Raw genomic sequence first — 18,959 nt, 5'->3', positions numbered from 1 at the left:
CAGATTTTTTTTTATCCACGTACGTAGAATTGATTTACTCATCCGTCTTTATATTATCATGGAAGAACAAGATTTTGATTATAACCTCCTTGTTGCGCTTATTGAAGGAAAAGCAGATGCCGGTGAAAAGGCGCAGGTACTTGAATGGTTGCATCAGAACGAGCAACATAAACAGCTGTATTTCCAGGTAAAAGATATCCTCGATTACGCAGCCGCTCCCGGTGTCACCGCTGAGGAAGCAGACCAGCGCTGGCAGGAGATAGCCGCCAGGTTAGCACCTGCGCCGGCCAAAGGAAAGATAGTATATCCATGGTACCGGGTGGCTGCTGCGGTGGCTATATTAATGATACTGACTACGGCGGTATTATATATATGGTTTCCCGCCCGTCCTGCATTGGTAACCATCACCAATACCGAAGCTGCTCCCAGGGCGGTACGACTGCCGGATAGCAGCGAGGTATGGCTGTTGAACGGGAGTGAGCTGAGTTATACGCCGCGTTGGGAAAAAGAAAGGGAAGTAATCCTGAAAGGAACCGCCTTTTTTGAAGTAAGCAAGCATACAGAGTATCCTTTTACCGTGAAAACACAACAGATGGACATCGTGGTACTGGGCACCTCTTTTATTGCCAACAGCAGTCCTACTACAGCTGCTGCAGCAGTAACCGATGGTATGGTTAAGGCGATATTACCCGGGAAAGAATGGACGCTGAAACCCGATGAAGGCGTTATTTTTGAAAACGGGAAAAGCAGTAAGCAGATAGTACACGGCAGTTATTACCGGATGATGAAAGCAGGCTTCTTTGATTTTAATAATACCAGCATCCGGGAAATTGCGGAAATTTTGCAGGTGGTATATGGTTACCAGGTAACAGTCCGCCAGCCGGAGGTATTACAGGAATACAGTATGAGCGGCCATATGGCCATCAGTGATGAAGAAAACCTGCATAAGGCAATAGAAGTGATTATGCACGTAACGATAATAAAAAATGGACAACAAATAATTATTCAACCAAAATAGCGATCAGACGATAAGGAATGAATCAGGAACAATGAACCTGGAAAACGAAAACCAAAATTAAAATCAGATAAATCAAATCCCGTTATGAAGAATTTGCTTCCACTTAAGTGGGGACTGGCACTGCTATGCCTGGCTACCAACGTGTTTGCCGCTGACGACGGCTTAAGGCAGAATTTCGCTGTTAATAGCCATAACAGTAATGCCTATACGCCGGAAAGCGGCGGGTTCTCCCGAGATACCCAGCTGACGCTCAAAGTAGCGCTGGAAGAAATATACAGGGTGAAAGGGATCCTGTTTATTTACAACGACCGGCAAATAGAAGGCATCAATTTTCCCAGCCAGTTGCTGAAGCTGGAAGTAAAGCCGTTGATCACTGCCATTGATAAAATACTCACCAGCCATCAGCTGCGTTGCAGTAAGCTTAACAATAAGCAATACCTGATAGTGGCTTTATCAGAAAAAGATGCACCGGCGGCCCAACTGGCGGAGCAACCCCGTAAGCCTGCAGTGGTCATCTCCGGCAATGTACGGGACGGTATAGGTAACCCGCTGCCGGGTGTTACTGTAAAGCTCAGTCGCTCCGGTAAAGGCGTTATCACCAATACCGCCGGTCATTATGCCATCGATGCAGAACCGCTGGATACCCTGGAGTTTTCTTTTATCGGGTATAAAAGACAGGTGCAGCCGGTGCGTAACCGCCTGGAAATGGATATTACCATGGAAGCAGAAGAAGGAGGCCTCAATGAAGTGGTAGTAGTAGGTTACGGTAAGCAACGTAAAATAAGTCTCATCGGCGCGCAAACAGGAATTAAAATTGAAGAGCTCAAACAACCGGTACGTAACCTCAGCACCCTGCTGGCGGGGCGCCTGGCAGGTATTATTGGCGTACAGCGCAGCGGTGAGCCGGGTTACGACGATGCACAGATATGGATCCGCGGGATCTCTACCTTTACGGACAGTCGCCCGCTGGTACTGGTAGACGGCGTGGAACGGCCTTTCTCCAATATTGACCCCGAAGACATTGAAAGCTTTAACATCCTCAAAGATGCTTCCGCTACCGCTGTATATGGCGTGAGAGGCGCCAACGGCGTGATCGTTATCACCACCAAAGGAGGAAAGGCGCAAAAAACACAGATCAATGCCGACATCAACAAAGGCATTACCCAATTTACCCGCCTGCCTCATTATGCAGACGGGGTAACGTACATGAAAATGGCCAACGAAGCTACTACCACCCGTGGCGGTACTGCCCAGTACTCTGATGAAGCCATCCGCAAAACCGCCTCTGGTGAAGACCCTGAGCTGTATCCCAATGTGAACTGGATTGATGAAATTTTCAGGAAGAATGGCAGTAATAAACGCGCCAACCTGAATATGCGTGGTGGTACAGATATTACCAGCTATTATGTTTCTCTTTCTTATTACGATGAAATAGGATTGTTTAAGAGAGATGATCTTGCCAGATATAATTCCGACATAAAATTTACCCGCTATAATTTCACCTCCAACCTGAATATGAAGGTGACGAAAACCACCCGGCTCGAATTTGGTGTACAGGGATATATCGGTAATGGTAACTATCCCGGAACAGGTACAGACGCTATCTTTGATGCTGCCATCAAACTGCCGCCCATTGTGCATCCCCCGAAATATTCAGACGGCAAGATCGGTGGTCAGCGTACCGGCGATGTTACCAACCCATATGACCTGCTCACCCAAACAGGTTATGCCACTGAGTTCAGGAACCAGATCTTTTCAAACATCCGTTTGCGGCAGGATCTTGGCTTCCTTGTGAAAGGGCTTTCCTTTACTTCCATGTTTTCTTTCGACAGCTACAACCTGCATAAAATGGCCCGCACCAAAACGGTGGATAACTGGATCGCCACCGGCAGGGATGCGGATGGTAAGCTGATCTTTGAACAAACCCGTATCGGAAGTAATTACCTGTCGTATGCCAGGAGCAACGGTGGTAACCGCCAGTTTTATACGGAAACGGCCCTTAACTACGACAATACCTTTGGCAAACACCGTGTAGGCGGTTTGCTGCTGTATAACCAAAGCGATAAGATCGACGCGTTCAAAGATGATTTCATTGGCTCTATCCCCCGCCGGCAGCGTGGCCTGGCAGGAAGAGGCACTTATTCCTGGAATGATAAATATCTCGCGGAAGTAAACTTCGGTTATAACGGCTCTGAAACATTTTCTCCCAACAGGCGCTATGGATTTTTTCCCTCTGCAGGCTTAGGCTGGGTAGTATCCGGTGAAAACTTTTTCCAGCCCGCCACTAATGTTATACAGTTCCTGAAGTTCCGCTTCTCCTACGGCCTGGTGGGTAATGGTGAAATCCTGGATGGCGACAATATCCGCCGTTTCGCCTACATCCCAATTGTGGCATCTACTACAGGTTATACTTTTGGGAAAGACCGTAATAACAATTTCAATGGATATGATATCGGCGAATACGCCTCTGATGTAACCTGGGAAACCGCGAAGAAAACAAATCTCGGGATGGAGATCACCACCTTTAGAGATAAGCTGAATATCCAGGTAGATGTTTTTAAAGAGAACAGGAAGAACATTTTCCTGCGACGCTCTTCCATACCTGCTATGATAGGACTTCGCAGCAATCCTTACGGTAACCTTGGTAAAACAGAAAATAAAGGCATTGATATCTCGGTAGATTATAATCATAAGATAGGCGCCGTACAACTTAATCTCAAAGGTAACTTCACCTACAACAGGAATAAAGTAATTGATGACGATTTACCGGCATGGGCTTATCCGTATCTGGAAAGAAAAGGACAGAAGATCGGGCAGCGCTTCGGCTACATTGCAGAAGGTTTGTTTGCCGATTCTGCTGAGATATTGAGAAGCCCTGTGCAAAACGGTAACGTACGCCCGGGCGATCTTAAATTCAAAGATATTAATGGCGATGGTATCATTAATGCGTACGACCAGTCGGCCATCGGCTACGGATCTGTTCCCGAAATCGTATACGGTTTTGGTGTAAACGCAGCTTATAAGAATTTCTCCATTGGCCTGTTCTTCCAGGGTATTTCCAATGTGGATATCTATGCCTATGGGGAAGGTTTTGTTCCCTTTCAGCAGGGTGGTACCCGTGGTAACCTGATGGATGTGATCACCGACCGGTGGACGCCGGAGAACCCTAATCCCCATGCGTTTTACCCACGCCTGTCGTTTGGCGATGTGAATGATAATTATAAGCCGAGCACCTGGTGGGTGAAGAACGGTCGTTACCTGCGACTGAAAAACGCTGAAATCAGTTACACTCTTCCCAACTCCTGGCTGAAGCGCGTGGGTGTGCAGCGTTCCCGCATTTACCTGATGGGATACAATATTCTCACCCTCAGCCCTTTCAAACTATGGGATGTGGAGCTGGGAGAAGGTCGCGGTACCAAATACCCGCAGCTCACTACCTATAACGTAGGCGCATCATTTCAGTTTTAAAGCTAAAATCTAAAGGGATGAAAAAAACAACTGTAAAATATACCTTGCTGGCAGTGATCCTGGTAATAGTGGCTGGCTGTAAAAAAGGCTTTCTCGACCAGGTGCCGGATGACCGTATCACCATTGAAGAGATTTTTTCCAGGAAGAGAACAACCGAGGAATACCTCGCCAATGTATATTCCTATGTAAGAGATGAAAGTAACCAGTGGCAAAGTAATCCATGGACGGGCGCTTCCGACGAGGCGGACATGACCTGGGCCAGGAGTGGCTACAATTCTTACTTTATGAACATCGGCAGCTGGGACCCTACTTCCGGTTTCTTTGACTTCTGGATGGATTATTACAAAGGCATCCGCTCTGCTACTTACTTTATGGAGAATGCCGATAAATGTAAGGAAATACTCGATCAGCCTGGTGGTGCAGATATCATTAAGCGATATAAAGCGGAGGCACGCTTTCTCCGTGCTTATTTTTATTTTGGATTGCTGCGGCAGTATGGTCCCGTGCCATTACTGGGTGAAAGTATACTGGCGCCGGATGTGCCGTTTGATGAAACACAGATTCCACGCAGCAGTTATGATGAATGCGTGAATTTTATTGCTTCGGAACTGGACCGCGCAGGGCAGGATCTGCCCCTGCAACAATCCGATGAACTGGAATACGGCCGTATCACCAAACCCGTGGCAATGGCCGTAAAGGCAAGGATGCTGCTATATGCAGCCAGCCCGCAGTTCAATGGCAATGCTGATTACGCCAGTTTCAACAACCAGGACGGCAAAGCATTGGTGAGCACTACCTATGATGTGAATAAATGGCAAAAAGCCGCAGACGCCGCCAAGGCAGTTATTGACCTCAACCTGTTCCAGCTTTACAAGGTAAATGACGCCAGCGGGGCTTATGATCCGTTCACTTCCTGCCGCGATGCGATTATGTCGCCCTGGAATAAGGAGGTGATCTTTGCACGGGCTGGTAATGGTGTGGATCAATGGGAGGTACACTGTTCCCCGCGCTTTGCCGGCGGCTGGAGCGGCGTTGCCGCTACGCAGCAAATGGTGGATGCGTTTTTTATGGAGAATGGGAAAGCGATTGATGAAACGGGATCAGGATATGTGTCTTCCGGATTTTCCACCGCCGATACCCGCTATACTACTGCCGGTACTTATAACATGTATGTGGGAAGGGAGCCACGGTTTTATGTATGTATTACCTATAACGGTATGACCTGGTTTAACAAAAGTGAAGGAGAGAAGAAAGTAGAGTTGTTCAATACCGGCAATACGGGCAAGAGGGGTACCTACGATTATTCCCGCACCGGTTACCTGGTACGCAAAAACTATCATCCCGACACATATCCCCGCCTGAGCCGTTATGTATACCGCCCGTTTGTATTGTTCCGGTTGGCTGAAATGTATCTCAATTATGCGGAAGCTTTAAATGAGTCACAGCCCGGAAATGCAGACATCCTGAAATATGTGAATGCCATCCGTGAGCGTGCAGGCATTCCCGCCTTACCGGGGGGCTTACCGCAGGCGGAAATGAGAGCGCGCATCCGTCGTGAGCGCCAGGTAGAGCTGGCGTTTGAGTGTCACCGTTACTTTGATACCCGTCGCTGGAAAATTGCGGAACAAACGGATGGAGGGCCCTTCTACGGAATGGATGTAGATGCCGGCACCAGCTTAACCGATCTTTCTTTTTATAAGAAAACTGTATTTGAAACAAGGGTGTTTCAGAAGAAGCATTACCTGTTCCCGATCCCGCAGTCTGAAATAGACAGGAATAAAAGGCTGGTGCAAAACCCGGGTTGGTAACGCGGATTTTGTCTGAGTCAGACAAAATCCGCATCGCCGAAGGCGATCTAGGAAAACGCCGCTGCATGTTCCGCTGCAAAGGAAGCGAAGTTCCGCGCCGGTTTCCCGGTGATATCCTGCACCGTGGAGGAAATGGCCGCCGCTTCCCCACGGGCGTAGTGGGCATAGTCTTCAATCAGTCCTTCGGCCTGCCAGGCGGGAAAGCCGGCGTGTAAGAGGGCGGGCAGCAGTTCATTTTCAGTGACGTTAATGTACCGGATAGTGCGACCCACCGCCTCAGACAGGATGTTGGCCAGCGCGGTGTGAGTAAGCGCTTCCGGTCCGGTGATATCGTATGTTTTGCCTGAATGCCCGTTGCCGGTGAGTGTGGCGGCTGCAACAGCGGCAATATCGCGGGTGTCTACCAGGCTTACCGGAGCGTTGCCGGCGGTAGCAAAGAATTGATGCTGCGTGTTAATGATCTCCCGGAAGCCCAGTAATCCCTGCATAAATAAATTGGGCCGCAGAAAAGTATATGCCATACCGGAACGGCGGATCTTTTCCTCCACAACGGCATGATACCGCAGGAAACGCACCGGCGAATGCACGCTGGCATGCAGCTGGGAAAGTTTCACGATATGCGGCAATCCGCTTTTAACGGCGGCGGCTACAAAATTGCTTTGCAGTGTTTCCGCTTCTTCAGAAGAGTTAGTGAGCAGAAAGGCTTTTCCCATACCCTGCAGGGCATGAGCCAAACTGCCTGCATCGTTAAAATCGCCGGTCACTATTTCTGCACCGGGCAATGCGGCAATGATGCCTGTGTTATTGTCTGCCTTCCGTACCATGGCGCGGAAAGGAATGCCCTGTGAAGATAAATGTTTGGCCAATGTAGTACCAATATGCCCGGTAGCACCGGTGATCAGGATGTTTGCCTGTTTCATAGCTGTATGTTTTTTTTCTGATGTAAAATTCCGTTTTCCGGCAGGCAGGAAATTGTAAGAAAACGAAGCAGGTGCTTGATACCTCTCTTATGGTAGGCGCCATACCAGCTCGTTATGCGCCATTGCAGGAAAAAAACATCCATGAAACGGACCTGCTGTTCGCCATGGCGCGCGGTTACCAGCGCGATGGGGATGATATCACCGCTATGGAAATGACAAAATGGTTTGATACCAACTATCATTATATCGTTCCGGAATTTACGGCCAACCAGTCATTTCACTTCTTTTCCCGTAAAGTAGTTGATCAGTTCCTCGAAGCAAAAAGGGACAACTATGCAGTGAAACCAGTGATCCTGGGCCCTGTATCATTCCTGTTGCTGGGTAAAGAGAAATCAGCCGGCTTCCATCGTTTATCGCTGATCGGTAAATTGCTGCCGGTATACATGGATGTGCTGGCGCAGCTTACCAAAGCCGGTGCTGATATGGTACAGATAGATGAGCCCTGCCTCTCGCTGGACCTCGACGAAACAGCGCTGCAGATATTTTCAGATACCTACGCTCAGCTTCATGCGGCATTTCCCCGGTTGCATATTTTCCTGGCCTCATATTTTGAGTGCTACGGGAAGAACCTGCCGGTAGTTTTGTCGCTGCCTGTGCAAACACTGCACCTCGACCTGGTTCGCTGTCCTTCCCAGCTGGATGATATCCTGGCAACACCCGTTGCGGATACTTCTTTACAGCTCTCACCGGGGATAGTGGATGGCAGGAATATCTGGAAGAATAAGGCTCTTTCCCTCAAACAGATGATATCAGGCAGCTGAGGGCGCGCCTGAAAAAGGGAGAGCTTACCACTGAACAATATGAAGCAGCCATTGAAAAGGCTACTATTGAAGTGATCCGCTGGCAGGAGGAAATAGGCCTGGATGTATTGGTGTACCGGAAAGCTCATGAAAGGAATGCTCACCGGTCCCGTTACTATTTTACAATGGTCGTTTGTGCGCGATGATCAGCCCCGTTCTGTTACGGCCAACCAGATCGCATGGGCGATCCGTGATGAGGTAGTGGCACTGGAACGGGCAGGCATTAAAGTGATACAGATCGATGAACCGGCTATCCGCGAAGGATTACCTCTGCGTAAGGAAAATCACGCCGCTTACCTGGAGTGGGCAGTACAGTCGTTCCGTATTTCTGCCAGCGGCGTGAAAGACGAAACGCAGATCCATACGCATATGTGCTACAGCGAATTCAATGATATCATTGAGCATATTGCAGCAATGGATGCAGATGTAATTACCATTGAAACTTCCCGCTCACAAATGGAATTACTGGATGCCTTTGCTGATTTTAAATATCCTAACGAGATAGGACCCGGCGTATACGATATCCATTCTCCCCGGCAGCCATCTGCGGAAGAAATGATTACATTGCTGGAAAAAGCAGCTGTTACGCTGCCGGCAAGGAACCTGTGGGTAAACCCTGATTGCGGGCTGAAAACCCGCAAGTGGCCGGAAACAAAAGCCGCTTTGGCTAATATGGTACGTGCAGCGGAAGTAATGAGAACAAGAGCCGCTTCGGCAAAATAGATTTTAACAGGCCTATTCCAGCTGGTACTATTGTGGAATTGATCGGTAAAATAACAGAAGTGGGGAATACCAGCGTGAAGGTGCTGGTAGAAATTTGTATTGAGGACATGTATTCCGATTCCCGGGAAAAGGCTATCACAGGAACTTTCAGCCTGGTGGCCATTGGTGATGATAAATTGCCGGTAAGCGTGAAATAGTTAAAAGGTAAAGGGTGATCCAGGTTAACGGATCACCCTTTTTATATTCATCGGATATTATTCCAGGTTAAGGTCTTTTACTCCAAGTACTTCCGTAGAGATCTCTCCCAGCCACCCGGCTTCTGCGCGGATTGCCGTTTGTACCTTGATAAAGTTGATCCCTTTGAGCTTTACGGGGCTACCGTTTTTATCTACAGCCCAATCCAGTTTTATTTTTGCGTCGGTATCTTCATTCGCGTGGTTATCGGCATAACCCCAGGAGAAAGCAGGTGAAACGTAATATGGCGAGAACGGATCGCTGGAGGTATTTTTGATATTGCTATCCGTAAGCTTGGTGCCGGTGAAAGTGATGCTGTCGCCCTTCCACTGCGGGTAATAAGATTGATCGTGGAATACATTCCTGGCCAGGTAACCGCTGTTACCCTTGTTGTCTTTCCAGCGGATATACTCCGTATCGCTGGTATACGGATCATCGGGGTTGGTTACCCTGTCTTTTGCTTCGTTGGGTTTATAATAAGTGACCTGGTAGTTCCTGATAGTTTTGGAACTATTGTATTCAGAACCGGCAATTTCATACCATTCATCATCGGGTAAGCCATTCTTATTGGCATCAACTGATACGGAGATAATGCCCGGTTCTGCGAACTGGTTAAAGGCATTGCCTAATACAACAAAGGAATATTCACCGGGCACATTTTTGATGGTGTGGTCAAATCCCATCACTACATAACCACCAAATCCTCCCAGTGAGATCATTTGTTCTTTTCCTAAAGCAGCCAGGGCATAATCGGCCATCTCCTTATCGGAGTCGCCTGTTTTCCAGGCAGGCAATTCGTTGGTGAACTGACCCGGTGCAGGGAAATATTCAAAAACTTTGGTCACTTTGTTCAGGAAAGGACCGGTAGGCTCGGGGTCTTCGATGATCTCTTTTTTGTCTTTGGAGCAACTGCCCAGTATCACTGCGAGAAGCAGTACGGCGGGTAAAAATTTACGTTTCATTGTATAGTTTTAGTTGGTTATAATTATTTGGTACCGGAAACAAAGGCAATATGCGCAGGTATTTCACCGGTGGTAACTGACCATTTCTTTTTTCCCGCAGGAGAAAAGCAGCAAAGAACGCCGGAAGACACATAGTCTTTCGCATCTGTCAGGAAAATTTCCCTGGTAGCCGGGTTTACCGCGATGCCGTAAGGCATGCGGATAGTTTTATCTGTGCCATCTGTAATGAAATTGGTGCTCAGTACGGTTTCTGTTTTTACATTCACCATATTATAGGTGATGGTCCATTTGCCGGTATTATAGCTGAAAACGGAGCCATATACATAAGCTGTATCGCCGGAAATCCACAGGTTACTCACCGGGATATCAAACTGTTTTTTTACCACATCTGTTTTGGTATCTATTAAAAAAAGACGGGAGGGTATATTGTAGTAGTCACCTCTTGAAGTAACATAGATATCCCCATCTGTGTCTGCCTTGAGACGGTCGAGGTTAATAGCAACATCAATCTTTTTTATCTCCTTAAAAGTATTTAGATCTATAACCGATACCGTATGGTCGTAGTTTGGTACACGGTACCCGCCGGAATTGGCCACATACAGCTTATTGCCTACTACTGCCATTTCTTCCGGCTGATAGCCAACAATTACCTTGCGTGTGATTTCCAGGGTAGCGGTATCTATTTCTGCTACAAAGCCGATAGGCGCGTTGGGCTCTATCAGCACAGGGCCTGCATAAGAGCTCACATATACTTTACCGTTAGCAAAGGTGATATAACGGCAGTTGAGGATATTGATCTGTTTGATCCGTTTGGTGCTTGCTGCATCCATCACTTCTACCTTATTGGAAATATTGATCACCGCATAGAGTTTTGAGCCGTATATGGCCAGGTCATTGCCCACATCACCCAGTTCTTTCACTGCTGCAGGATTGGCGGTAGCATAGATATTGCTTTTGTAGATGCCGGCGGTATAATCATAATAATCCAGGGTGGATTTGTTACTTCCCATATTGCCTTCATTCAGGAGATAAAAGCCATTGTAAGCGGATCCTGGCTTCGCGGTGTCCACCGGTGTTACTTCCGGCGGAACAATTCTGTCGCCTTTCCGGCAGCCGGTGAGGGCCAGTCCTGCAAGGATGATCACTGATATTATATTCCTTAACTGTTTCATCATGGTAGATGCATTAAATGTTTACGGTTAAAATGAAACGGTAATTTCTTCCCGGCATGGGGTAGCTGATCACCACTTCATAAAACTGGTTGGCGAGGTTATTCACCTGCGCGGTTACATGAAAGCGTGTGTGTTTAGAGGTGAATTGCCTGCCCAGTGAAATATCGCTGGTATACCAGGGCTCCACATAATTCTTTGCTTTATTTTCTTTACTGTTATATCTTTCACCGGTATAGATGAAGCTGTAATTGGCTTCCCATTGTTTGTAATCGGCGCCCAGTATGAGGGAGCCGCTGTGACGGGGAATATAAACGATCTGATCGCCATAGAAACTATCCGATGGATCCGTGAAGTCCTGCGCACGTTGATAGGTATAAGTAAGCTTTGTGCTGAATTGAATTTGTTTTTTTATCAGCCAGATGGCTTTGGCTTTTACATCCAGGCCTTTTATTTTTACAAATCCCAGGTTCTCCATCTGCCAGCTTAGCATGCTGGCGCCGGGAACGGCTACTATCTTATCTTTCACCTCATTATAGTAAGCATCCGTTTCTATACCTGCCTGTGTGATCCAGCTGTTAGTAAAGGTTTTGTTCCAGGTAAAGCCTGCATCGTATTGTGTGGCAAATTCCGGTTCCAGGAAGCGGTTGCCTATTTCTGTATAATACAGGTCGTTGAACGTAGGCATGCGGAAGATGCGCTTATAAAATCCACGAAGCCTGAAATCCGCTGAGCGCGTGGGTTGCCAGGAAACAAATACAGCGGGTGTGAATTGCTGCTGGTAAGGAGCTGCTGCATTCTTCTTTACGGTTTCATTTACAAAGGTGCCAAGTATGCTGGCCTGTGCGCTGAACCGGTTGAAGCTGATATTGGTAGCAGCAGCAGCGAGGGTGGTGTACCGGGTAGGATAGCTGAAATTTGTAAGATCGGCATCCAGCCGGTTCCACTGGAAATCGCCGGAAGCGGCGATGGTCCACCAGTTGGTGAGGGCATACTGGTGCGCCATGGAGCAATACATTTCATACTGCCGGTAATGATTGTCGATATAGAGACGGGCGGTATCCGGGGCCAGGAACCGCGTATAGTCGTACGCGTATTTCCCGTTCAGCAGGATGCTGTAACGTTTGGTAATATCTTTCCGGAAGCTGGATTGTATAAAGATATCCTGATCCCATTGCCGGTCTACATGCCCGAATACGCCGTTTACAATAAAGCCTGGCAGGCCGCGTTCCGATTGGTAATAGTATACTTTTGTGTTCCATTCCCCTCCATTCAGCAGGCCGTTAAAACCGCCTTCCACCCGAACGGCATTCACATCGCCGTTTGTACGGTAAGCGCTGGTATCATATACAAGGTGCCCGTTATCGTCGCGTTTCTGGTAGGAGAATTTATACCTGCCGGTAGCATTGATCCATTCGGTGCTGAAAGAGGCAGACACTTTGCTGCTGATCTTTTGCTGCCATAAGAGGGAGGGATTAAACAGGCCGAAAGAACCGGTTTTTATAGTGCCCCTGAGATGTGTTTTTTCGTTTGCTGTGAATTTAGGTTTGAGAGAAGTGAGATAGATGGCGCCGGCTGATCCAAAGTCTTTTGCCGGCTGGAAGATATTGCTCTTTTGCCCGTTGTACAGGGCGATTTCTTCCATGTTATCCAGCGAAAACTTTCCAAGATCAACCTGCCCGTTCTGCGCATTGCCCAGTTGTATGCCATCATAGAATACGCCTACCTGGTTGGTGCCCATGCTGCGGATATCAACGGTTTTAAGCCCGCCTATACCGCCATAGTCCTTCACCTGCAGACCGGCAAAAAAACGGATAGCATCCGCTACGGAGTGGCTGCCCAGCCGCTCCAGTTCCTTTGCCTGCATTTTCTGCCCGGGGCTTACTTCCCTGGCGGTCCGTGCTGCGGTTACGGATACCTCCCGGAGCTCTTTGGCAGCTACAGTGTCGGCCTGCTGCGCGTACGCACTAATTCCTCCGCAGAGCAATACCAACAACATTGCGGCGCCCGCATGTTTTTTGAAACGCATCATTCCCAAGCCTGTTAATATTCCATCAACAGCTTTCGCACTAAGAAAAATAAATCTGGAAAGAGACAAGTACAGGCAATGCCTGCAGATTGAATGTATTCCCAAGCTTCATTCCACGAAAGCTTAAAAAAATAGTGGTATGGCAGGTATTCTGACTTATCTCTGCTTTGGGCGACCTTCCCATTGAATGTTCAACAGTGGTCTGACTGGCGATGCCCTGGCATTGTATGAGACTTACAGCAGCGGGACTGTCCGGGATTTCCACCCGAGTTCCCTTTTAATCAGGCATTATCCGGGATGGACATGCCTGAACCATAGCGGGGCAAAAGTAGGTTATTATTTGGTCGATTCAAAAAACGGGTTTGGGAAGTTATTTCGGGACGGGAAGTAGCCACATTAACAAGTTACTTGGCAGCTGCTTCCTCACAGCTGTCTTTGCGCCGGGTATCTATCAGGTATTGTATTTTCCACCCATCAGGGAACTTCACCATTTGAAAGGAGTCTACCCCGCAATGTGAAAACTGTCCCTTGAAATAGAAGCGGTAAGGTACCCATACAGAGGCCAGGCGCCCGTCGAGCAGGAGGGAGCCAAAAACAATACGCTCGTCGGCGGCATTGGCTGGCAGTTTGGCAATATGCGATGCAAATTCAGTAACAGGCATGGTATGCACTGTTTCGTTGCCGGCTTTATCTTCCGTCACCGACTGCAATTGCGCGCCCGGCGCGAAACAGCCGGCAATCCCGGCGCTGTCTGCATGAAGCATAGCAGTGAATAGCCGTTGAATTGTAGCTTTTATAGCATCTTCCTGTGTTTGGGCATGCAGGGAAGTGCCTATGCTTAGCAGTATAAGGCTGAATAGAACAGGTCGCATTTTTTCTTTGTAATATACTGATTTTACAGGCGATAACCGGTGCTCCTCCTTTCCCCGGGGGAAAGCCGCGGCGGGAAATATAGTCAACATACCGGGAAATGCAGATACCTCCACCCATTACTGCCGGCCTACCTTTACCAATATTAGTTCAAATAGTTAAAACATTGCTTATGAACCGCAACAAATCGGCCTGGTTATCTATAGCGGCATTGCCTCTTTTTATTGCAGCCTGCAGTAAGGATAATGATAATGCGCCGCAAACAGGCACACCTGCAACTATCACTGTAGAGAATGTATTGGATGCAAAACCGCTGGTGGAGTCCGGGACCTTTAAAAATGAGGGCGCCTCGCCTGTGATCATGCCCGGTGAATCCATCTCTTTCCGGTTTTCAGCAGCAAAAGGGCAAGCCCTCTCTTTTGCTACCATGTACGGTTGGTCAAATGACCTGTTCTTTGCACCGGCTAACCCGGGGATAAAATTATATGAAGACAATGGCACGCCGATAGAAGGGGATGTTTCCGCCCAGGTAAAACTGTGGGATAATGGCACACGTATTAACCAGGTGCCCGGCGCCGCTGTTACACACCCTGGTACCGGCGAAACGGCTCCGAAGAATATTACAGAAGTGGCCGGAATGGATGCCCAGGGAAACAGCTATGCCGCGGCATCTGCCCTGATGAAAACAACGCTTCACTATGAGGGTAATTCCACCTTTACGATAACGATAAAGAATACTTCCGGGGGCACTTCCAATCCAACGCCATTCAGCCCGGGCGTATGGGCCATTTCATACATCGCCGGGGGAAACCTGCTAAATCCCAATCCATTATTTGAAGCAGGTAAACCCACTGCAAACGGGTTGACAAACATTGCCGAAATGGGTGATAACAGTATTCTTGGCGAATATATTAAAGGGCAAACAGGCATTTTTACGCCCCTTTCACCGGTATTGGTAGTGGTGTATAACGGTATCGATAATCCCATTTATAAAACAGGGGAGAATGACCGTGGCAAAGGATTAAAGGAACTGGCGCAGAAAGGAGATGCCAGCGGGCTCGCGGCATATCTTAAAACGGTAAGTGGTGTAAAGGAGGTCTATATATTACCGGCAGCTAATTCTACCGTATTGTTGCCAAAAGCAGGCGGTCAGGCCGGCAGCAGTGTTTCGCAGCAACTGAAAGTAGCTAAAGGCGACAGGATAGCCATTGCTACTATGTATGGGTTCTCTAACGACTGGTTCTTCGCTTCAAAAGATAACGGCGTTGATGCAACTCAGAAAGGCGATATATCTTCTTCTGTTGCGCTTTACGATGATGGTACTGCCGTGAATCAATTCCCCGGAGCAGGCATCACGCAATTTAACCTGGCAGGCACCCCGCTGGAAGAAAGCAAAGTAATTGAAGAAGTGCCCAATCCCAATGCTTTCACCACATTGCCTGCTATCACCGGTATCATAAAAGTAACGCTTCAATAATCCCTTAAATATTTCCGCCGGCAAAGGAATTGGCGTAGTAAGTTTTATTAACAGTAAAGAAAAGAAATAATGAAAGCAGGTAAAATGATTGGCCGCAATGGAATGTTGATCTCTGTTTCTATGGGTATGTTGTTGTCACTATCGGCAGCAACAGCATGGGGGCAGCAAATGGAGCGTAAAACAGCATTAATACCAGTTGAAAATACCAGTTATGCTATACCGCAGCAACCGGAAGATATCAGTCCTTTGCTGAATGGGGAATCTATTCCCATGGTAATGCTTAAAGATGCGTCAGGGAAAGAATTTGACCTGAACAAAGCAGTGGCAAATAAGCCTACTATCCTTATTTTTTACAGGGGAGGCTGGTGCCCTTTCTGTTCCAGGCAACTGTCGGGCTTGCAGGAGATAGTGCCCGTACTTGAGAAAAGCGGGTATCAGCTGATTGCAGTAAGCACAGACAAACCGGAAGGATTAAAGCAGGCGGCAATGAAACAACAATTGAGTTATACATTGCTGTCGGATGCAGATATGAAGGCATCCAAACTGTTTGGTCTTGCCTATAAAGCTCCTAAGGCCTATTGGGAAATGCTGCCTAAAACTACAGGAGGAATGGATACAGATCTTCTTCTCCCGGTGCCTTCTGTATTTATCCTGGATAGAAAGGGAGTAATACATTTTGAGTATATCAACCCGGATTTTAAGCAACGTCTTAACCCGGAACTGCTGAAAGTAGTGGCTGAGCAAATTTATAAGGAATTGTAACATAGTATCGCTTGCGGCCGGGAAAATAATGGAGCTTTATTTTTTTTGATACATTTGAAACCGGGAGGGGTGTTTTTATAACAGATTAGCAATGATCAGGGAATATAACGAGAAAACAACCACAGCACGTTTTATTATGCATGCCAATAGCAAATTGCTGGCAGGCAAGGGACTGTGCAACCCGGCGCCATACCCTATCAATACGTTCGTGTACAATGGCGGGGTGGCCCAAAAGGTGGTTATCGACGAAATTACCTACACTATGCCAGGGGCTTGTATATTGCCCCTGGTTTCTAATCAGCATTTCACTTTTGAGCGCCCGGAAGAACTGGTAGCATGGCAGTTTAACCGTGAGTTTTACTGTATCGTTGATCATGATGCGGAAGTAGGATGTGTGGGGTTCCTCTTCTATGGTATCCAGCACCCGATGTTTATCAGGCTGGATGAAGAAGAGATCGCGGAAATGATGCACCTGGAAAAAGTTTTCTCCCGGGAGCTACAGGTAAGGGATAATTTTCAGGGAGAAATGTTACGTACACTGTTAAAAAGGGTCATCATTAAAATAACCCGGATAGCAAAGCAGCAGAACGAGAGCTACGGTTTATTCCCCGATGAGAAAATGGACATTGTAAGAAAGTTCTCTCTTTTGCTGGAAGCCAATTTCAAACAGGAACACGAAGTTAAGTTCTATGCCTCCGCATTGAACAAGTCACCTAAAACACTGAGCAATGTGTTTGCCTTGCTGAAACAACCTGCACCTTCGGTATTGATACGGAACCGGATCATCCTGGAAGTAAAACGTTATCTCCATTATACAGACAGGTCTTCCAAGGAAATTGCCTACGAGTTGGGATTTGAGAGCCCAGCGCATTTCAGCCGTTTTTTCAAGCAACATACAGGGAGCAATATCACTGAGTTCCGGAGCACGGAAAATATGAAGTAATGGTGGGGTATAGCAATTTTTGAGATGAAGATATATTGCTCATGTCGCAAATTTTGTTCCTCGCCCCTGGGAACTTGCCCTGGTCAGATTTTTGCATAACATTTCCGCAAACGTTAACTATGACAAACAGGGATAAAGGCCTTTACAGATCAGGTACAAGCGGGCTCGTGCTGCCCGTGCCCAACAAGCAGTCATACCCCCCGGCTTTCCGGGATAAAAGCCGGCTTACCTATTATGCCTCCCTGTTTAACAGTATTGAGATCAACAGCTCCTTCTATAAGGTACCACAAGCGGCAACAGTGAAGAAGTGGTCGGAATCAGTACCGGCCGGTTTTACATTCACTTTTAAGTTATGGCGTGAAATTACCCATGTAAAAAAGCTGGCTTTCCGGGAAGCCGATGTGCTGCATTTTATGGAAGTGATCAGCCAGGCAGGCGCTAAAAAGGGCAGCCTGCTGATACAGTTTCCTCCAGGTATCACCGTGGAGCAATATGGCCAGGTGGAGCAGCTGTTGAATATCGTACAGGGAGCCAATCCTGGCAACGACTGGAAGGTGGCATTGGAATTCAGGCATAGCTCCTGGTATATAGGGGAGGTGTTTGAACTGGCAGATGAATATGCGTGCAGTATCGTATTGCATGATATTCCAAAATCGCGGAACGAACGGCTGAACCGGCAGGCAGGTTTTGTATACCTGCGTTTTCATGGTCCCGCTGGGGACTATAAGGGAGGATATACTGATGAACAACTGGTACATCACGCAAAGCAGATACGCGCCTGGTTAAAGGAAGGAAAGGAGGTGTATGTGTATTTCAACAACACTATTGGCGATGCGCTGAAAAACCTGGCAACACTGAATGAAATGCTCGGAAATATAAAAGCCGCATAAGTCCGGGAACTTATGCGGCTCCTTCGTTATTTTATAACAATTTCCGCCACTACCGGCAAATGATCCGATGGATACGGCTCATTTATCACTTCACTGCGCTGCACTTTAAATCCTGTGGCATTTGTCCACATAATGTGGTCAATTACCCTGTTGGGATTGTTTACCGGGATGGTGAATCCACAATCAGTACAGGAAGGCGTAAATTTTTTCATCAGGATCTGGTAAGAATCGCTTTCCGGTTTGCAGTTAAGGTCACCGGCAAGAATGAAGGGAATACGGCTGGTTGCTGCGATTTTATTGATTTCGCTGGCCTGTTCATCTCTCACGGCTGCATTGCTTACGTCCATATGCGTACAGGCAAAAATGAATTTTTTACCGTTGCGGAAGTCGATGCGCGCCATTGCCACCACACGGTCTTCACTGCCGGGATTCGCCGTTTCCGGCAGGTGTATGGTTTGTGTATCCGTTAATGGGAACTTCGACAAAATAGCCACGCCATATCCGCCGCCATCATGATCAATGGCTTTCCCGAAATAAGCGTGCATGCCTGTTTTTGCAGCCAGTTGTGCTGCCTGGTCAATACCGCCGGAGCGTTTGGTGTTTACATCCACTTCCTGTAATGCTACCAGGTCGGGTTGGCGGCTGTTGATCACGCGGGCAATGGCATCTACATCAATCTCGCCTGTTTTGCTCTTTGTAGGAGGATTACAGTGATGAATATTGTAGGTCATGATACGCAGTGTATCGCTGGCTGCTGCTTTGTAAGAACAGGTGCAGAGCAGGAGCGCAGATAATATTTTAAGAGATGATTTCATGTATTTGTCTT

At 47.6% G+C, this 18,959-nt stretch carries 17 protein-coding genes and 1 riboswitch; of the genes, 11 read left to right on the top strand and 6 right to left on the bottom strand.

Annotated elements, in window-relative coordinates:
- The first annotated feature begins 58 nt into the window (after positions 1-58).
- The 3 genes from FN124_RS02070 (at position 59) to FN124_RS02060 (ending at position 6,294) form a co-directional block, all read left to right on the top strand.
- Positions 59-1,018 carry a FecR family protein gene (locus FN124_RS02070; RefSeq protein ID WP_142683129.1) on the top strand — a complete coding sequence of 320 codons (960 nt, stop codon included), beginning with the start codon at positions 59-61 and terminating at the stop codon, positions 1,016-1,018.
- A gap of 84 nt (positions 1,019-1,102) precedes the next feature.
- Positions 1,103-4,486: a SusC/RagA family TonB-linked outer membrane protein gene (locus tag FN124_RS02065; RefSeq protein ID WP_142683128.1), complete on the top strand. Its 3,384-nt coding sequence runs from the start codon at positions 1,103-1,105 to the stop codon at positions 4,484-4,486.
- Between the two features lie 17 nt (positions 4,487-4,503).
- Positions 4,504-6,294 (top strand): RagB/SusD family nutrient uptake outer membrane protein, encoded by a 1,791-nt coding sequence (locus tag FN124_RS02060; protein WP_142683127.1) that lies wholly within the window; start codon positions 4,504-4,506, stop codon positions 6,292-6,294.
- A gap of 47 nt (positions 6,295-6,341) precedes the next feature.
- Here FN124_RS02060 and FN124_RS02055 read toward each other — a convergent pair whose 3' ends face one another.
- Positions 6,342-7,214 (bottom strand): SDR family oxidoreductase, encoded by an 873-nt coding sequence (locus FN124_RS02055; RefSeq protein ID WP_142683126.1) that lies wholly within the window; start codon positions 7,212-7,214, stop codon positions 6,342-6,344.
- A gap of 71 nt (positions 7,215-7,285) precedes the next feature.
- Between FN124_RS02055 and FN124_RS31340 the strand changes: the two genes are divergently transcribed.
- Genes FN124_RS31340 through FN124_RS02045 form a run of 4 tightly spaced genes read left to right on the top strand, consistent with a single transcriptional unit; the run spans position 7,286 to position 8,994 of the window.
- Entirely contained in the window at positions 7,286-8,035 is a 750-nt protein-coding gene (locus FN124_RS31340; protein ID WP_260607306.1) for a uroporphyrinogen decarboxylase/cobalamine-independent methonine synthase family protein, read from the top strand.
- On the top strand, positions 8,023-8,220 hold the full coding sequence (locus FN124_RS31335; RefSeq protein ID WP_312847226.1) for a hypothetical protein: 198 nt from the start codon (positions 8,023-8,025) through the stop codon (positions 8,218-8,220). The genes FN124_RS31340 and FN124_RS31335 overlap by 13 nt, the downstream gene beginning before the upstream one ends.
- Entirely contained in the window at positions 8,138-8,797 is a 660-nt protein-coding gene (locus tag FN124_RS31330) for a hypothetical protein (protein ID WP_260607305.1), read from the top strand. Before FN124_RS31335 ends, FN124_RS31330 begins: the two co-directional genes overlap by 83 nt.
- Before the next feature lie 59 nt (positions 8,798-8,856).
- Positions 8,857-8,994 (top strand): hypothetical protein, encoded by a 138-nt coding sequence (locus FN124_RS02045; RefSeq protein WP_260607457.1) that lies wholly within the window; start codon positions 8,857-8,859, stop codon positions 8,992-8,994.
- 57 nt (positions 8,995-9,051) lie between these two features.
- On the opposite strand, the gene FN124_RS02040 is transcribed toward FN124_RS02045, so the two are convergent.
- The 4 genes from FN124_RS02040 to FN124_RS02025 all read right to left on the bottom strand — a co-directional run bounded on the left by FN124_RS02040 (position 9,052) and on the right by FN124_RS02025 (position 14,153).
- A complete protein-coding gene (locus FN124_RS02040) occupies positions 9,052-9,993 on the bottom strand; it encodes a PKD domain-containing protein (RefSeq protein ID WP_142683124.1) in 942 nt (313 codons plus the stop codon).
- A gap of 23 nt (positions 9,994-10,016) precedes the next feature.
- Positions 10,017-11,168 (bottom strand): YncE family protein, encoded by a 1,152-nt coding sequence (locus FN124_RS02035; RefSeq protein WP_221887714.1) that lies wholly within the window; start codon positions 11,166-11,168, stop codon positions 10,017-10,019.
- Between the two features lie 10 nt (positions 11,169-11,178).
- On the bottom strand, positions 11,179-13,194 hold the full coding sequence (locus FN124_RS02030; protein WP_142683123.1) for a TonB-dependent receptor: 2,016 nt from the start codon (positions 13,192-13,194) through the stop codon (positions 11,179-11,181).
- Positions 13,195-13,315: 121 nt separating this feature from the next.
- A riboswitch (cobalamin riboswitch) is annotated at positions 13,316-13,523 on the bottom strand.
- Between the two features lie 72 nt (positions 13,524-13,595).
- Positions 13,596-14,153, bottom strand: a complete 558-nt coding sequence (locus FN124_RS02025) for a nuclear transport factor 2 family protein (protein WP_260607304.1) — start codon at positions 14,151-14,153, stop codon at positions 13,596-13,598.
- A gap of 80 nt (positions 14,154-14,233) precedes the next feature.
- On the opposite strand from FN124_RS02025, the gene FN124_RS02020 reads away from it, so the two are divergent.
- From FN124_RS02020 to FN124_RS02005, 4 genes are all read left to right on the top strand, one after another.
- Complete coding sequence (locus FN124_RS02020) at positions 14,234-15,538, top strand: spondin domain-containing protein (RefSeq protein WP_142683122.1); 1,305 nt, start codon at positions 14,234-14,236, stop codon at positions 15,536-15,538.
- A 69-nt stretch (positions 15,539-15,607) separates the two neighbouring features.
- The gene (locus tag FN124_RS02015) at positions 15,608-16,300 is read left to right on the top strand and encodes a peroxiredoxin-like family protein (protein ID WP_260607303.1); all 693 of its coding nucleotides are present in this window, start codon (positions 15,608-15,610) and stop codon (positions 16,298-16,300) included.
- 91 nt (positions 16,301-16,391) lie between these two features.
- Positions 16,392-17,243 carry an AraC family transcriptional regulator gene (locus FN124_RS02010; RefSeq protein WP_142683121.1) on the top strand — a complete coding sequence of 284 codons (852 nt, stop codon included), beginning with the start codon at positions 16,392-16,394 and terminating at the stop codon, positions 17,241-17,243.
- Between the two features lie 119 nt (positions 17,244-17,362).
- Positions 17,363-18,133 (top strand): DUF72 domain-containing protein, encoded by a 771-nt coding sequence (locus FN124_RS02005; RefSeq protein ID WP_142683120.1) that lies wholly within the window; start codon positions 17,363-17,365, stop codon positions 18,131-18,133.
- 26 nt (positions 18,134-18,159) lie between these two features.
- On the opposite strand, the gene FN124_RS02000 is transcribed toward FN124_RS02005, so the two are convergent.
- On the bottom strand, positions 18,160-18,948 hold the full coding sequence (locus tag FN124_RS02000) for an endonuclease/exonuclease/phosphatase family protein (RefSeq protein WP_221887713.1): 789 nt from the start codon (positions 18,946-18,948) through the stop codon (positions 18,160-18,162).
- Positions 18,949-18,959: the final 11 nt, after the last annotated feature.

It is taken from the genome of Chitinophaga polysaccharea (genome assembly GCF_902150045.1).
GTDB classification, from domain to species: Bacteria; Bacteroidota; Bacteroidia; order Chitinophagales; family Chitinophagaceae; genus Chitinophaga; species Chitinophaga polysaccharea_A.
Note: the sequence above shows the minus strand (reverse complement) of the source record. Positions and strands in the feature narration are given on the sequence as shown.

Coding starts and splice junctions, on each gene's coding strand:
- FN124_RS02070 (WP_142683129.1), top strand. CDS start 59: ATGGAAGAACAAGATTTTGATTATAACCTCCTTGTTGCGCTTATTGAA.
- FN124_RS02065 (WP_142683128.1), top strand. CDS start 1,103: ATGAAGAATTTGCTTCCACTTAAGTGGGGACTGGCACTGCTATGCCTG.
- FN124_RS02060 (WP_142683127.1), top strand. CDS start 4,504: ATGAAAAAAACAACTGTAAAATATACCTTGCTGGCAGTGATCCTGGTA.
- FN124_RS02055 (WP_142683126.1), bottom strand. CDS start 7,214: ATGAAACAGGCAAACATCCTGATCACCGGTGCTACCGGGCATATTGGT.
- FN124_RS31330 (WP_260607305.1), top strand. CDS start 8,138: ATGTATTGGTGTACCGGAAAGCTCATGAAAGGAATGCTCACCGGTCCC.
- FN124_RS02040 (WP_142683124.1), bottom strand. CDS start 9,993: ATGAAACGTAAATTTTTACCCGCCGTACTGCTTCTCGCAGTGATACTG.
- FN124_RS02035 (WP_221887714.1), bottom strand. CDS start 11,168: ATGATGAAACAGTTAAGGAATATAATATCAGTGATCATCCTTGCAGGA.
- FN124_RS02030 (WP_142683123.1), bottom strand. CDS start 13,194: ATGATGCGTTTCAAAAAACATGCGGGCGCCGCAATGTTGTTGGTATTG.
- FN124_RS02025 (WP_260607304.1), bottom strand. CDS start 14,153: ATGTTGACTATATTTCCCGCCGCGGCTTTCCCCCGGGGAAAGGAGGAG.
- FN124_RS02020 (WP_142683122.1), top strand. CDS start 14,234: ATGAACCGCAACAAATCGGCCTGGTTATCTATAGCGGCATTGCCTCTT.
- FN124_RS02015 (WP_260607303.1), top strand. CDS start 15,608: ATGAAAGCAGGTAAAATGATTGGCCGCAATGGAATGTTGATCTCTGTT.
- FN124_RS02010 (WP_142683121.1), top strand. CDS start 16,392: ATGATCAGGGAATATAACGAGAAAACAACCACAGCACGTTTTATTATG.
- FN124_RS02005 (WP_142683120.1), top strand. CDS start 17,363: ATGACAAACAGGGATAAAGGCCTTTACAGATCAGGTACAAGCGGGCTC.
- FN124_RS02000 (WP_221887713.1), bottom strand. CDS start 18,948: ATGAAATCATCTCTTAAAATATTATCTGCGCTCCTGCTCTGCACCTGT.